The sequence below is a fragment of the Marinobacter sp. NFXS9 genome (genome assembly GCF_040148665.1).
In the GTDB taxonomy this organism is placed as follows: Bacteria; Pseudomonadota; Gammaproteobacteria; order Pseudomonadales; family Oleiphilaceae; genus Marinobacter_A; species Marinobacter_A mangrovi.
The window spans coordinates 1-13,381 of sequence record NZ_JAGDDW010000011.1 but is presented as its reverse complement, the minus strand read 5'-3'; the positions used below and the strand labels follow the sequence as shown (position 1 = coordinate 13,381).

Genomic DNA, 13,381 nt, shown 5'->3' with positions numbered 1-13,381 from the left:
CGTCTGGAAAACCGGTTATCCGGCGACGGTCATCTCCGGCACAGAGTCGGGGACCACCAGCTCGCCGCCGGTCTTCTGGATGATTTCCTCGACACTCACCCCGGGTGCCCGTTCCTTGAGGACAAATTGGCCGTTCTCGATCTCGATGTAGGCCAGATCCGTCAGCACACGCTTGATGCAACCCGCGCCGGTCAGGGGCAGGGTGCACGCCTGCAGCAATTTAGGCTCGCCGGACTTGGACGCGTGGGTCATGGTGACGATGATGTTCTCGGCGCCGGCCACCAGGTCCATGGCGCCGCCCATGCCTTTCACCAGCTTGCCGGGCACCATCCAGGAGGCGATGTTGCCCTGGACGTCCACCTCAAAGGCGCCCAGCACGGTCAGGTCGACGTGACCGCCCCGGATCATTGCGAAGGAGTCGGCGGAATCGACAATGGAAGCGCCCGGCTGGGCCGTCACGGTCTGCTTGCCGGCGTTGATCATGTCCGGATCGACCTGCTCCTCGGTGGGGAACGGGCCCATACCGAGCAGGCCGTTTTCGGACTGGAGCATCACCTCGATGCCGGCGGGGACATAATTGGCCACCAGCGTCGGGATGCCAATCCCCAAATTGACGTAGAAGCCGTCTTCCAGTTCAGCGGCGACGCGTTGCGCCATCTGTTCGCGGGTCAGTGCCATGGTCTGTTCCTCTTGTTCTGATTGGGTCGGCGGACGACGGAAGTCTCAGCCGCGGACGGTCCGCTTCTCGATCCGCTTCTCAAACGTCCCGCAGATCAGTCGGTCGACGTAGATACCGGGCGTATGAATCACGGCGGGATCCAGTTCGCCGGGAGCGACGATCTCTTCGACTTCCACGACCGTGACCTTGCCCGCCATGGCGACGAGCGGATTGAAGTTGCGAGCGGTATGGCGGTAGATGACGTTGCCGTAGGTGTCGGCTTTCCAGCCCTTCACGATGGCGAAATCGCCGGGCAGAGCCTCTTCCAGAACGTAATGGCGATCCCCGAACAGACGGGTTTCCTTGCCTTCGGCGATGCGCGTGCCGTAACCGGTGGCGGTGTAGAAAGCGGGAATGCCCGCGCCGGCAGCACGCATGCGCTCGGCCAGGTTCCCCTGCGGGGTCAGCTCGACTTCCAGGTCGCCATCCAGCAACTGCTTCTCGAACAGCGCGTTTTCGCCCACATAGGACGCAATCATCTTGCGGATCTGGCGATCTTCCAGCAGCAGGCCCAGGCCAAACCCGTCCACACCGCAGTTGTTGGAGGCGACGGTGAGGTCGCGGGTGCCCTTGCGTTTGATCTCGGCGATCAGGTTTTCGGGAATGCCGCAAAGCCCGAAGCCACCGGCCAGCAGGGTCATGCCGTCTTCCAGGCCGGCCATCGCCTCTTCATAGGAGCTCACGCGTTTATCGAAACCGGCCATAGTGCCGCCTCCTCTGTTTTATTGTTGCTGTATGACACAGAGTCTCGCGGCCCGCCGTTTATTTGTTAAGTTTGAAATATTGAAGAATTAATTGGTTTTATAAAACAAAAGGCCGGCGATACAATGAGGTCAATCAGTTAGCAGCGGGGTGATCGCATGACGGTGAAACAACTTCGGGCTTTCCTGGCGGTAGCCCAGGCCTTGAGTTTTGCCCAGGCGTGCGAACGGCTGCATCTGTCCCAGTCCGCGCTCAGCCTGTCGATCAAGGCACTGGAAGAGAGCCTCGGCGGCGCCTTGTTCAGCCGCACCACCCGGAACGTTCGTCTGACGCCGGAAGGGGAAGCGCTGTTACCCCTGGCACGCCGCCTGATGGCGGACTGGGACAACGCCCGGGACGAGATCCGCCAGCGCTTTGAGCTGGAGCTGGGCCGCGTGACCGTGGCGGCCATGCCGTCCTTTGCCGGCAACCTGCTGCCCGGCATCCTCAAGGATTTCCGGGCCCGCTATCCCAAGATCAGTGCGACCATCCAGGATGTCATCAACGAAGATGTGATCGACCTGGTTCAGATCGGCCAGGTCGAGTTGGGCGTTGCCTTCGAGCCCCCGGCGGCGTCCCGGCTGACGTTTACGCCGCTCTACGTGGACCGTTTCGTCGCCGTCGTGCCTTCGGACTCGCCCCTGGCTAACCGCTCGGACATGGCCTGGGATCATCTTCTGCAAGAGCCCTTCATCGCGCTCCAGCGCCCATCCGCCGTTCGCTATATGCTCGAAGAAACCCTGGCCGAAAGGGGCCAGTCACTGCCGGTTGAGCTTGAAAGCCACCAGCTTTCCACCGTTGGCCGAATGGTGTCCGCGGGCCTGGGCGTCAGCGCCGTGCCGGCCTTGTGCATCGGCCAGATGCAGGCGTTGGGTGCGGTGTGTCTGCCGCTGCATGATCCGGTGATCGAGCGGCCGATCGGTGTGCTGCAGTCGTCGGAGCGCGGATTGTCGGTTGCCGGTCAGGCGCTGCTGGATACGTTGATGGCGACGCCGTTTAATGCGGTTGGATTGGTGTCTACTCAGGTGTGAGCATTGATAGATGTCAGTCCCATTAGAGCTACCGTAGGGGCCTGTCTTTCAATCGACAATGCCTGGCCTGCTAAAGACGGCATCCGTCGATCTTCGCTTGTGTTCATGACCTTCCAGTTAAAGGAACGCTCCGAGTTACATCGAGATTATCGATGCCAAGCATTGTGAATATCGACTTCTGTGAAAGGCTCACCTCGTCTTACGTTTCCTTTTAGCCTGATCGGAGCAGGGCACTCGCGTTTGTCGCCGATCAGAAATGGCTCGCCAGATTCAGACCATCGCGAGCCTGTCTGTTAAGAGGAAAAAGTCATGAAATTGAACCCAACTCGACGCCTGGTTGATCTTTCCGTCACGCTGGACAACAACCCCTACACAGATCCACCTCCGTTACTCCCAAAGATCGAGTACACCGATCACCAGGAAGGCTGGCCAGAGATGGCTGCCATGTTTCCGGGGCTGACTAAGGAGCAGTTGCCGGGAGATGAGGCTTGGGCCGCTGAGCGTCTGTCGGTGACCACCCATAGCGGTACCCATATGGATGCACCCTGGCATTACGCATCGACGACGGACGGCGGCGTACCCGCCTATGGCATTGACGAGTTGCCGCTGGACTGGTGTCTGCGCCCCGGTGTAAAGCTGGATTTTCGAGGGTATCCGGATGGCCATGTCGTAACGGCCGATGAGATGGCGTCTGAATTGGCGCGGATTGAATACGACCTGCAGCCGCTGGACATTGTGCTGGTGAACACCCGAGCCGGTGCCTTGTTTGGTGAGCCCGGCTATCTGGAAGCAGGCGTGGGCATTGGGCGGGAAGCCACCCTGTTTTTGCTGGAAAAAGGGGTCCGGGTTGTGGGTACGGATGCCTGGAGCTGGGATGCCCCGTTCAAATATACGCGGGAGCGATTCGCCGCCAGTGGCGATGCCTCCATCATCTGGGAAGGGCACAAAGCGGGCCGGGATATCGGCTATGGGCAAATGGAGAAGCTCACCAACCTGGAGGCGTTACCGGCCTTTGGTTTTATGGTTTCCTGCTTTCCCTACAAGATAAAACACGCCTCCGCCGGTTTTGTCAGGGCTGTCGCCATTTTTGAGGATTAGCCCGGGAGGCCTGTCGACTCGTTCACACAAGCTTTGATGCCGTTTCCTGGAGGAGTTGGCGCATCCAGATGTGGCCTGGGTCATTTTCAAGGTGTCTGGGCCATTGCAGGCATTCGGTGAGTTTGGGGATCTCCAGGGGTACCGGAAGCAACCGAATGGGAAGGTATTCGGCACTGCGCTTGGCGAGATGCGTGTGCATTGTGGCGACGAGTGAGGTGCCGACCAGCAGTGGCGCCATCGTGCTGAAGCTGCTGGCGATAACCTCTACGCGACGCTTCATGCCGTGCTGTTTGAAAAACCATTCCTCGAAGGTGGGCTGACGGGACGCGCCGAACCGCGGGGCGATATGGCCGAGCTCGAAATACTGTTCGAGCGACAGGGTGTCGCCCACTTTGTCGTTGCCTTCCCAGACCACGCAGGTATAGCTCTCCTCGAACAGGACCGAACTGGGCTGGTCATCGACGGCCAGCTGCTGGGGAATGACGACAAAGTCAAATTCGCCGCGCCGGAGACGCACCTGGATATCGTCGTACTGGGGCATGATTTCCATCGTGGTATTCGGGGCCCGCTGCTCGCGCTCTCGGACTACCTGCGTTAAAAGCACGCTGGAGACGTAATCCGAGGCACATATTTTAAAGGCGCGTTGAGCTGTTTGGGGATCGAAACTTGAGGTGATCGCCAACGTTGACTGGATTTGCAGGATCAACTCGCGAATCGGGCCTGCCAGTTGCTGAGCCAGCAGGGTGGGCTCCATTTTTCGGCCGACCTGCACCAGCAGGTCATCGTCAAAATAGTCCCGAAGGCGGCCGAGAATGCCACTGGTTGCGGACTGGCTCAGATTCAACCGTTCGGCAGCTCGAGTTATGTTTTGCTCGGTCAGCAGGGCGTCGAGGGCGACCAACAGATTCAGGTCCAATCGGTTAAAGCGCATCGCAGTTTCCTTATTATTGTATTGCTATTCCGGATACATTCCATCAAATCAATCGATTCGTCAAATGCCTTGACGGTCGATAGCATCGAAAGTTGCAAGCCACGTCTTGATGGCTGGTCAGGCCGGATTCGGTCCTGTGGACCGTGTCGACTTTGGCCACCTCCTGACAGTCCACTCGTAAAAAAAGGCCCGATAACAATGAAACTGGCAACCCTAAAAGCAGACAACCGGGACGGTGTCCTGGTGGTGGTCTCAAAGGACCTTTCACGCGCGGTTCGGGTGCGGTCCATCGCACCGACGCTTCAGTGCGCCATTGAGAACTGGCACTCCGCTGAGCCGGAGCTGGAGGCTTGTTATCAGGCCTTGAATGCCGGGGAAATGGCCGGAGACTTTCCCTTCGTATCGCAGGAGGCTGCCGCTCCGTTGCCCCGCGCTTATCAGTGGTGCGATGCCTCGGCTTTCCTGAATCATGGCAAGTTGATGCAGCAGGCCTTCAATTTGCCGGCTCATGAGGATGCCGAAACCACACCGTTGATGTATCAGGGGGCGTCTGATGACTTCCTCGGGCCCTGTGACGATATCTGCCTGCCTGATGAAGCCGATGGCATCGACTTCGAGGGCGAGTATGGGGTTATCGTGGATGACATCCCATTAGGGTGTCCGGCGGACAAAGCCACCAGCCACATCAGGCTGCTTGTGCTCGTCAATGACGTCAGCCTGAGGGCCTTTGCGCCGCGGGAAATGAAATCCGGATTCGGTTTCCTGCATGCCAAACCCTCGTCGAGTTTTGGTCCCGTCGCAGTCACACCGGACGAGTTGGGCGAACACTGGCGCAATGGACGAATCGAGCTGCCCCTGCAGGTTTCACTCAACGGCGAATGGTTTGGAAGCCCGAACGGCCGCGAGATGAGCTTCAGCTTTGGTGAGCTGATCGCCCACGCGGCCAAGACACGCCGCCTGGGTGCCGGAACCATCGTGGGTTCCGGCACGGTGTCCAATGCCGACCGCAGCGCCGGGTCAGCCTGCATTACCGAACGGCGTACGATCGAAATTATTGACAACGGAGTGCCTTCAACACCGTTCCTCAAGTTTGGTGACTGCGTCCGAATGCAGGTGCTCGATCCGCACGGAGTGTCTGTTTTCGGCGACATCGAGCAGACGGTTCGCCCGTCCTGACGATCCCGCGTATTACTCGGGGCTCACGTCGCCCAACAGTGACGAGACGCCCCGCGTACAAACGACAAAACGCCTTCGATGAACCTCACCGAAGGCGGTTTTATAGGGCGGTGTGGTGTATCAAAAACGCTCCAGATCGTGGGCCACCCTGATCTCACCGTCGAATGCTGTCCTGGCCTGTTCAATCAGTTTGGGCGCTATTTGGGGTGTCGGACCGGCGATGACGAGGTGAGTAAAAACCAGTTCGGACACACCGGCCTCCTGTGCGAGTTCGCCGGCTTGCTCGGGCGACAGGTGATGCTCCCTCAGATGCTGGATCATCGCCTTTTTGACGGCGGTTGGAAGCTTTGTCTGCGGACTGTTGATAATGGCTGCGATAGCCGGGAGATCAATCACTTCGCTGACGAGCAGATCCACACCCCCGAAGAAACCGGGCAGTCGTTTGTCCGGCCCTGTGTCGCCGGTGACCCCCACGCTGTAACCCGCATGGTCAAAGCGGTAGGACAGTGACGACGACCCGTTGTCGACAGGGTGCCCGGGTGGGTTGTCGAAATGGCTGTTCCGTTGGGCGCTCACATGCACGCCGTGAAAATCGAGGCGGCTCCCGTCTTTCAACTCAACCACATTGACCGACTTGGCGACGGGATGATTGCTCTTCCCTGCGGCGAGTCCAAGGCCAATACGTTGGGTCGGTTGCAACGCGTCGACCAGGCCGGCGACAAGCGCCCGGGTACCGGGCGGGCCGTAAATCGTGAGAGGCTGCCTGGCGTGTGTCATCCAGCGAAGTCCGATCAGCCCCTGAAGGCCTCCAATGTGGTCCATGTGGAGGTGGGTGATGAACAGCGTGTTGACGTTCTCGGGCTGGAGCCCTGTGGCGGCCAGTTGTTCGCCGCAGCCATCGCCGCAATCGATCAGCCAGTGCTCGTCGTTGATCGATAGCAGGTTGGCGGGTTGGGAGCGGCTGGGAATAAGCACGGGACCGCCAGCAGTGCCCAACGTTGTCCAACTCATGGGAGGGTGCGACTTCTGCGTGCCCGCGTTAACGAGGCCAGAGATCGTCAGGAAAATTACGCAGAGCAATCCTGACAGCGTGTGAAGATGGGGAGTGAAACGCATAGATGTCCTCAAAGCATGGCCCCCGGCAGGTATGCGCGGGGGCTCGGCGGATGTGACGTTTTTACAGGGCGGATGAGGGTTAGATGGCCTGGCTGAATCGTCTGCGGCGGGCGAGTGCCCATTGCAGGCAGCACAGGACCGCCAATACGCCACAGACTTCGGCGATGATTGAAATCGTCGCCGTGAGGCCGACGCTCAGGGCGGCCCCCACGCCGAACACGACAATGGGACTCATGAATTCACCCAGGTAAAAGCTGGCCATAAATCCGCCCGAACCCCGGCCGCGCTGCTCAATTGACAGGCCATCGAGAGCCCAGGAAGCCAGGGTCGGTATCATGAGGCCAATGCCATAGCCGTTAATCAGGATGGCCATCACCACTTGGGTATAACTCTGGGAAATGGACAGCATGAACAGACCGGCGCCCATCAGCGTGAAACCGCCAACGCCCATCAGGCCGGGTGCCACACGCGTTGTCATGCGGGTGGTCAGCGCGCCCAGGAACAGGGCCAGATGGGATGAGGCGATGGCCAAGCCAATAAGCTTGGGTGAATCGATGCCAATGCCATCCAGGAGAAAGCCGAGTTGCACCGCCACCACGAACATGGTGGCGCCGGTCGCCCAGGCCAGTCCAAACACCGGTAGATGGCCCAGCCAGGGGAAGCGGGCAATCTTGTGGTCCTTTTCCGGGGCACCGGTAGCGGTGTCACGGAGCGGTTCCCAGACCACAGCCGCCGCCCAGGGCAGCATCAGAAAACCGACGGTGTATAGCCAGAACGGTACGCGCCATCCCAGCTCGCCAAGCATGCCGCCGAGCGCAAAGAACAGGGACGCCGACAGCGAGCTGGCAACGGTTTGCAGGGCCAGGGTTTTCTTGCGCGCCTCGCCCTCGAAATAGTCGCCGATCAGGGCGGTACAGGCGGTGATGATGCCCGTTTCCGCTAGGCCGAGCCCCAGTCGGCTCATGAGGATGAAGGTCAGATCGTCAATCCACAGTGGCGCGGTGCCCACAACGCTATACAACCCCAGCGACCACAGCAGTAGTCGTCGCCGACCGAAACGGTCGGCGACGGATCCGGCAAAGGGGCCGATCAGCCCGATCATCAGAGCCGGCATGGTCAGTACCATGGGCACCAGCACCTCGGCATGATCCGCCTGCTCAAAATGCTTTTGCATTTCGGGGAGTAGCGGCGCCAGTAGAACGGCGCCGAGAATGGGAAGGCAGCTTCCTACCAGCAGCAGGAGCGTGCAGGAAAGACCCGGTTTGCGGTCGTCCGGCTTCTGAGTATCTGTCTGTTTCATGATGGTCTTCATGTTGTGTTGTGATTGTTATCAGTGGGTTAGAACTTGATAAACGGGTTGATCCAAAGTTGGTTACCATTCGATGCGTTACGCGCATAGACCTCATGGGTAAAGGAGACATAGACGCCGGCATTTGGGGTGCCGTAGCCGATCTTGGGACCGATCGTGAATTCCCGGATCCGGTTGCCGTTTTCTCCGACCGATTCTCCGTTGACCTCGTCGTCGGTGAGCTGTTGGTGCCAATAGCCGCCAACACCGACAAACCAGTTGTTCCGGAAGTGGAAGTTGATGCCATAGTCCATGACGGTTTCGGCACCGGACTTGTAGTTAGTGTCATGGTTTTCAAAGTTATAGATGCCCTTAAACAGAGCGCTCAGCTCCAGCGGGCCCATAAAGTGGGTGATGCCATAACTGAGCTGCAGGGCGGTGTAGTTTCGTCCCACGTTGACCTGGTTGTCCTCGTCGTAGGTGCCCGACGGCAGGGTGACCAGGAATACGGCCTGCTGGTGTGTCTTGGCTCCGTGCCAGCCCAACGACGGCCCGATCGTGAGGTCACCGATGCCACTGGCGTTGGCATCGATGTCCAGATAAGGCGGTTGGTAGGCTTCAAGGGAAACGTCCGTGTAAGCTGCCGCCGCCTCGAATCCAACGTTCGCACCGGCGAAGTCGATACCTTCGAAGATGTGCAGATAGCGCAGGGCGTGGGCTTCGACATCCAGCTCCGCGTTCGGTAGCGAGGAGTGCCCGTCATTGTCGTTCAGCGCGTTGGAATGGACCCAGGTGTTGTAGCTCAGCAGATAATTGCCGGGACTGAACATAACCCCGGGCATCACGGTTTGAACCCCCAGTGGGTAAACACTGCCGCCCGATTCGGTGGCGTTCACGTTACCGGCGAAAAGAAGTCCGCCGATGACGGTGGCGGCAACGGAATGGCGTAATGCTTTGTTCATGGTCTACCTCGTTTGTCATCTTGTTTTTGTCTTGTCTGTATGACGATAACGACGAGTATGTATCTTTAGAAACGGTAAATACGGATTGCAGGTATCGGGAACAGGGATACCTTAGGGCGTACGGAGGCTAGGCAAAATATTATATTAAAATTATGATTTTATTGATTATTTTTTTGATTCGCGTGGTGGTTGAGCCGGGTGTGCCGGCAACACAGGATGTCAGGAGGGAAGCGTCGATGACTTGCGGGTAGACGGTACACTGCCGCGCCCCAGGAAGGCACGCGGCAGTCCGGACAGGGGCTTAGATGGGCTGAGTCAGCGCTTCCATACTGGAGCGCATCAGTTGGGCATGTTCGGCTTTGTCGCCGCCATTGATTTCAATCTCTGCGAGCCGGGCGGAATTCTCAACCACCATGCGGCAGCGGTCCCAGCGTCGTCGCTCGAACCGGCCCAATGCGTCATCAACAGTGGAGGCTGCCTGGAGCTCTTCGGCCAGTGCCAGAGCGCTTTCAATACCGATGCCGGCGCCGGAGGCCAGGTGCGGCGTCGTGGCATGAACGGTGTCACCGATCAGAATAACGCGTCCCCGACGCCAGGGTTGTGGGACCAGCAGATTCAGCAGGGACCGGAAGTCCACACGCGCGCTGTCTTCGAGAAGCTGAGGCGCCGCCTGTTGAAGCCGTTCGGCTGGAAAGCCGGTGCGCAGAGCCTCAGACATGAGTGTCGGCCAATCGGACCGATCCACATACTCGTTCGTCGGGCGATTCTCCGTCATGAACATGTACATCTGGTCGTCCGATACCGGGTTCACACCCACTTTCAGGGACTGACCCACCCACATGGTAGGCCGGATAATATCCGCCGGGCGAGGAAGGATGGCGCGCCATACCGCCTGACCAATGTATTGGGGTTTCGGGGCGTCCGGGAACAGCGTTTCCCGTACTTTTGAATGGAGGCCATCGGCACCGATGACCAGGTCGTAGCGCTGACGCGTGCCATCGGTGAAGGTGACATCCGCGCCATCGTCCAATGGTTCAATCCGGGTAAAAGTGGTGCCGAGCCTGACATTGACGCCAACGGCCACAGTTGCATCGGCCAGGATCCGGGCCAGCACGGGGCGCATGATGGCGCCACCGCCTTCAACATTCGCCCCGGCCGGCGGTGGTGTCGGCACACTGGTGATAAGGTCACCGGTTGCGGTGTATACGTCCAGCCCCGTGGACAGGTACCCCCGTGCTTTCACCTCGTGATAGACGCCAATGGTCATCAGAGCACGGAGCGTGGCTCCGCTGATACTGATGCCGGCACCTTCCGGGCGCCAGCTTGGGTCGATTTCCACCAGATCCACATCGATGCCTGCTTTGCGCAGCTCAATGCCCGCTGACATGCCGGTAAAGCCGCCGCCAATAATCAGAACTCGCGTTAGGCTGGCCATGATTCTCTCCTCTGCTACCTTGTTGTTATCCATGCAAATACACGCCCTGTGGCGGTATCAATGTCCAGTGGAACCGACGTCAGCCTCTGGCCCGGACACGGCCCGCCGGCGCACATGCCCGTCTCTGGGTCGAACCGGGCGCCGTGGGCAAAACAGACAATCTCCGTCCCATCGGTCGACAGGTAGGCGTTCTTGCGCCACGCCATCGGCGATCCCGGGACGTGGGGGCAGCTGTTTCTGTAGGCAAACAGCCCCTGTTCCGTCGCCACCACGAACATGGAGTCCTGCCCGTTGCCTGCCGTGTCGAACCCGCGAGAGGTTCCTGTCGGGATATCCTCCCGCTGGCAAAGATAGAGCCGTTGATGGTTGGGCTCAGGCATAGTCGCCGTTCTTCGGCGCGCCGGGACCGGGGAACCATTTTTTCCGGTGCTGGGTCAGGAACGCCTGGGAGGCGTCAGCGCTGATGTTTGCTGACCGGGGAGACCAGTTCTCATCGTGCAGGTCCATGTCAGCGTCCATTTCGATGTGACATCCGAACGGGCTGTTGAAGTACCAGAACCAGTTGGACCCAAACACGTGCCGGCCCGGTCCCCAGAACGCCTGATACCCCTTCTCCACAAACCGTGAACCGTTCTGAAGAACCTCCGTCGGTCCAGCAAAGTGGAAGGTGAAATGTTCGACGCCCTGAATCTGCGGCGGCGCGCTGATGAAGAAGTGGGTGTGGTGGTCCAGGGTGCCTGCGGGCTGCATAAAGGGACCGACATCCGCGAAGCGATCGGTGCAACGAAAACCCAGTCGTTCGGCGTAGAAAGCTTCGGCTTTCGCCACATCCGGCACAAAGTAAACGACGTGGGAGAGTGTCTTGGGTTTGATGTCGGCTTCGATGTTCACGGCCGTATGGTTCACCGGGCGTTGGTATGCCGCACCCGGAGCATTGGCCAATTCACCCACTACTTCGATCGGTCGGCGGACGCTGATCTGGAAGCCGATGACAAATCCGCAATCGTCGATACTCTCAATCGAGCCATCCTGCAGGCGCTTCACGTCCCGATCTTTCGACAGTTCATTCGCCACGGCGTCAAGGTCGTCATGGGAGGCGACGGCCATGACCGTTTTGCGCAGCTGGCAGTTTGGCAAAGTCTTCTCGGGCAGGGCCGGATCGTCTTGGTGTGCAATAACGACGGCTGTGCCATCAAGCGCCTCGAAACGACCGCCGGCATCGGTCACGTCGACCGGCGTCAGGCCGTAATCGGTCAAAAACTGCGTACAACCGGCCACGTCCTCGACGCCGAAGACCAGTTCGTCCAGTCCAATGATGTTCATGGGTATTCCTCCAATGATGAAAACGGGCTCAGGCCCTGTGGCCGCCAAGGTGCTCGGCCACCCAGTCGGCGATGTACGCCCCGGCGTTAGCGCTGTTATCGAAGCTTGAGTGCTGCACACCGCTTTCACGCTCGGTGAAAATCTTGAGTTCACGCTCGGGGCTGTTAACCAACTGCTCGTAGGTGCGCTGGGCCCATTTCAGGGGAATCTGCGAGTCCTTTTCGCCGTGGGTGACGAGGAAAGGCACGCGGATCCGGTCCAGTACACCATCGAGGTGGACTTTTTCGGCGATATCCATGAATTCATCGATGTCCTCGGCGCCCCAGACCCAGCACACATGGTTCCAGTAGTGAGGAACGGGGAAGTCTCCCTCGCGCTCAAGACGTTTCTTCTGAACGTCGCGCCAGTCATGATTCGCGCCCCAGACCACGCCCATTGCAAAACGGGGTTCGAAAGCGACTGCGCGGGGGCAGTAATACCCTCCGAGGGAAACGCCCTCCATACCGATTCGTTTGGGATCGATATCACTGCGTGTTTCCAGGTAATCGACGATTTTGCTGGCCCAGACTTCGGAGTTATAGACCGCCTTCAAGTCATGCAGACGGATGGCCTCGCCGGTACCTGGCTGGTCGATGATCAGGGAGGCAATACCCCGCTGCGCGAGCCATTTGGGCAGACCCACGAAGTATTTCATTTCTTTGGTGCTATCCAGTCCATTCACCTGGACCAGCACCGGCTGGGGGCCCTCAACGTTCTCGGCGGGGACGAACAGGGCGGAGAGATGCGAATCGCCATACGGGATTTCGACGCGCTCGCATGGGGCGTGTGACAGCTTGATTCCGCGTCTGAATGCCCTCTGGAACTGGTCATACAGTGCTTTACGCGTCGGGTCGCCATGACCCAGCATCCGCTCTGCCGTTAGTAGATAAATGGAGGCACGCTGCAGTTTGTCGCCGGCCGAAATGAGCCGACCTTTTGTCTCGTCTTCATCGGCCAGTTCGCACAGCTTGTGACCCATCTTGACCCAGCTTTCACGAAAGGTCGTGACGCCGGGACCATCCGGTTGTTTGGATGCATCGAGTAAAGGGCCGCACATTTCTTCGATTTCGCCCATACGGGCGCCCATCTCGATAGCCAGATCGACGGACAGGTTCCAGACATAGTTGGTCGGAAAATACTTGAACACGATTGAAACTCCCTGCGGGCAACAACAGACGGTGTTGCCACGATCGACGGAACATTGTTGTCAGTTCCGACGAAGATACTGGGAGCTTTCGTATCTTAAAAATCGATTATTTGGATCTTATGTATTTTGAAAGGCGATGGTTTCAAGTGGTACTGCTTGCGGCTCCCGCTTTCTGTTACGGTCATGCGCGGCAAGGTGTCGGGTTCCGGAAGCGGCATGCCGGTCTTTTACGGGAATGGGGGCAAGTATGTAGTCGCCCCTGCAAAAACGCCGTTTTCAGACAGCCAGCAATTTACCGGTCTCTGCCGATTCATCCGGCAACGCCGGGATTGACCATAAAATAGCCAATATCAGGCGTAAATGCCGTCCGTTTTCA

General features: G+C 58.9%; 13 protein-coding genes. 3 read left to right on the top strand and 10 right to left on the bottom strand.

Going from position 1 to position 13,381, the window contains the following annotated elements:
* Positions 1-15 precede the first annotated feature (15 nt).
* Together J3364_RS16050 and J3364_RS16045 are read right to left on the bottom strand one after the other, a co-directional pair.
* Positions 16-678, bottom strand: a complete 663-nt coding sequence (locus J3364_RS16050; RefSeq protein ID WP_349559272.1) for a CoA transferase subunit B — start codon at positions 676-678, stop codon at positions 16-18.
* A gap of 45 nt (positions 679-723) precedes the next feature.
* Complete coding sequence (locus J3364_RS16045) at positions 724-1,422, bottom strand: CoA transferase subunit A (protein WP_349559271.1); 699 nt, start codon at positions 1,420-1,422, stop codon at positions 724-726.
* 156 nt (positions 1,423-1,578) lie between these two features.
* On the opposite strand from J3364_RS16045, the gene J3364_RS16040 reads away from it, so the two are divergent.
* Together J3364_RS16040 and J3364_RS16035 are read left to right on the top strand one after the other, a co-directional pair.
* Positions 1,579-2,490: a LysR family transcriptional regulator gene (locus J3364_RS16040; RefSeq protein ID WP_349559270.1), complete on the top strand. Its 912-nt coding sequence runs from the start codon at positions 1,579-1,581 to the stop codon at positions 2,488-2,490.
* A gap of 309 nt (positions 2,491-2,799) precedes the next feature.
* Positions 2,800-3,588 (top strand): cyclase family protein, encoded by a 789-nt coding sequence (locus J3364_RS16035; RefSeq protein ID WP_349559269.1) that lies wholly within the window; start codon positions 2,800-2,802, stop codon positions 3,586-3,588.
* Positions 3,589-3,610: 22 nt separating this feature from the next.
* Here the strand turns inward: J3364_RS16035 and J3364_RS16030 are convergent, their stop codons facing one another.
* Positions 3,611-4,519: a LysR substrate-binding domain-containing protein gene (locus tag J3364_RS16030; protein WP_349559268.1), complete on the bottom strand. Its 909-nt coding sequence runs from the start codon at positions 4,517-4,519 to the stop codon at positions 3,611-3,613.
* Between the two features lie 198 nt (positions 4,520-4,717).
* On the opposite strand from J3364_RS16030, the gene J3364_RS16025 reads away from it, so the two are divergent.
* Positions 4,718-5,695, top strand: coding sequence for a fumarylacetoacetate hydrolase family protein (locus J3364_RS16025; protein ID WP_349559267.1), 978 nt, complete (start codon positions 4,718-4,720; stop codon positions 5,693-5,695).
* 120 nt (positions 5,696-5,815) lie between these two features.
* On the opposite strand, the gene J3364_RS16020 is transcribed toward J3364_RS16025, so the two are convergent.
* From J3364_RS16020 to J3364_RS15990, 7 genes are all read right to left on the bottom strand, one after another.
* Entirely contained in the window at positions 5,816-6,811 is a 996-nt protein-coding gene (locus J3364_RS16020) for an MBL fold metallo-hydrolase (protein ID WP_349559266.1), read from the bottom strand.
* Positions 6,812-6,890: 79 nt separating this feature from the next.
* The gene (locus J3364_RS16015; protein WP_349559265.1) at positions 6,891-8,111 is read right to left on the bottom strand and encodes an MFS transporter; all 1,221 of its coding nucleotides are present in this window, start codon (positions 8,109-8,111) and stop codon (positions 6,891-6,893) included.
* A gap of 38 nt (positions 8,112-8,149) precedes the next feature.
* Positions 8,150-9,061 carry a SphA family protein gene (locus J3364_RS16010; protein WP_349559264.1) on the bottom strand — a complete coding sequence of 304 codons (912 nt, stop codon included), beginning with the start codon at positions 9,059-9,061 and terminating at the stop codon, positions 8,150-8,152.
* A 301-nt stretch (positions 9,062-9,362) separates the two neighbouring features.
* Positions 9,363-10,496: an FAD-dependent oxidoreductase gene (locus tag J3364_RS16005; protein ID WP_349559263.1), complete on the bottom strand. Its 1,134-nt coding sequence runs from the start codon at positions 10,494-10,496 to the stop codon at positions 9,363-9,365.
* Positions 10,497-10,510: 14 nt separating this feature from the next.
* The gene (locus J3364_RS16000) at positions 10,511-10,876 is read right to left on the bottom strand and encodes a Rieske (2Fe-2S) protein (protein WP_349559262.1); all 366 of its coding nucleotides are present in this window, start codon (positions 10,874-10,876) and stop codon (positions 10,511-10,513) included.
* A complete protein-coding gene (locus J3364_RS15995; protein ID WP_349559261.1) occupies positions 10,869-11,819 on the bottom strand; it encodes a VOC family protein in 951 nt (316 codons plus the stop codon). Before J3364_RS15995 ends, J3364_RS16000 begins: the two co-directional genes overlap by 8 nt.
* 28 nt (positions 11,820-11,847) lie before the next feature.
* Positions 11,848-13,005, bottom strand: a complete 1,158-nt coding sequence (locus J3364_RS15990; protein WP_349559260.1) for an alpha/beta hydrolase family protein — start codon at positions 13,003-13,005, stop codon at positions 11,848-11,850.
* Between the last annotated feature and the right edge of the window lie 376 nt (positions 13,006-13,381).

Bases quoted from the DNA above. Each gene is read 5' to 3' on its own strand.
- J3364_RS16045 (WP_349559271.1), bottom strand. From the start codon at position 1,422: ATGGCCGGTTTCGATAAACGCGTGAGCTCCTATGAAGAGGCGATGGCC.
- J3364_RS15995 (WP_349559261.1), bottom strand. From the start codon at position 11,819: ATGAACATCATTGGACTGGACGAACTGGTCTTCGGCGTCGAGGACGTG.
- J3364_RS16000 (WP_349559262.1), bottom strand. From the start codon at position 10,876: ATGCCTGAGCCCAACCATCAACGGCTCTATCTTTGCCAGCGGGAGGAT.
- J3364_RS16030 (WP_349559268.1), bottom strand. From the start codon at position 4,519: ATGCGCTTTAACCGATTGGACCTGAATCTGTTGGTCGCCCTCGACGCC.
- J3364_RS16010 (WP_349559264.1), bottom strand. From the start codon at position 9,061: ATGAACAAAGCATTACGCCATTCCGTTGCCGCCACCGTCATCGGCGGA.
- J3364_RS16040 (WP_349559270.1), top strand. From the start codon at position 1,579: ATGACGGTGAAACAACTTCGGGCTTTCCTGGCGGTAGCCCAGGCCTTG.
- J3364_RS16025 (WP_349559267.1), top strand. From the start codon at position 4,718: ATGAAACTGGCAACCCTAAAAGCAGACAACCGGGACGGTGTCCTGGTG.
- J3364_RS16005 (WP_349559263.1), bottom strand. From the start codon at position 10,496: ATGGCCAGCCTAACGCGAGTTCTGATTATTGGCGGCGGCTTTACCGGC.
- J3364_RS16050 (WP_349559272.1), bottom strand. From the start codon at position 678: ATGGCACTGACCCGCGAACAGATGGCGCAACGCGTCGCCGCTGAACTG.
- J3364_RS16020 (WP_349559266.1), bottom strand. From the start codon at position 6,811: ATGCGTTTCACTCCCCATCTTCACACGCTGTCAGGATTGCTCTGCGTA.
- J3364_RS16035 (WP_349559269.1), top strand. From the start codon at position 2,800: ATGAAATTGAACCCAACTCGACGCCTGGTTGATCTTTCCGTCACGCTG.
- J3364_RS16015 (WP_349559265.1), bottom strand. From the start codon at position 8,111: ATGAAACAGACAGATACTCAGAAGCCGGACGACCGCAAACCGGGTCTT.